Source organism: Micromonospora sp. M51, from assembly GCF_018070305.1.
In the GTDB taxonomy this organism is placed as follows: Bacteria; Actinomycetota; Actinomycetes; order Mycobacteriales; family Micromonosporaceae; genus Micromonospora; species Micromonospora parva.
Genome location: NZ_JAGPXZ010001502.1, coordinates 1 through 462 on the forward strand (window position 1 = coordinate 1; position 462 = coordinate 462).

Annotated in this window: 1 protein-coding gene; it reads right to left on the reverse strand. The window is 72.7% G+C overall.

Annotated elements, in window-relative coordinates; genetic code table 11:
• On the reverse strand, positions 1–462 hold a 462-nt coding region (locus tag KBX53_RS35665), incomplete at both ends, for a hypothetical protein (RefSeq protein WP_210864108.1).

Below are 462 nucleotides of genomic sequence, written 5' to 3' on the forward strand. Positions count from 1 at the left end.
GCTCACCTCGTGCGCCTCGCCGATGCTGGTCACCTGCTTCGGGTCGGCGGCCTGGGCCTGCGCCCGCGCCGCCTGCAACCCCTCCCGCGCCTGGGACAGCGCGTTGGTCGCCGCGTCCCGTTGGGCGAGCAGCGCCTGGTAGTCGGGGAGTTTCGGCCCCAGCTCGTCGAGCTTCTTCTGGGCGGCGGTGATCGCGCTCGTCGCCGCGTCGACGCCACGGCCGTTGCCGACCGCCTGCATGGAGAGCTGCTGCTGGCGCAGGCTGGTCAGCTCGCCCAGCGTCGCCTGGTAGATCCGGTCCGGCTGGGAGACCTTGTTCGCCTTCTCCCACTCGCCGATCGCCCTGGTCGCCGCTGTGACATCGGCGTTGGCCGCCTCGACCTCACCGGTGGCGATGCCGACCTGGGAGGAGACGAGGAACGCCAGCGCCCGGGTGGTGGTGGCGGTCAGCACCGGCGCGAC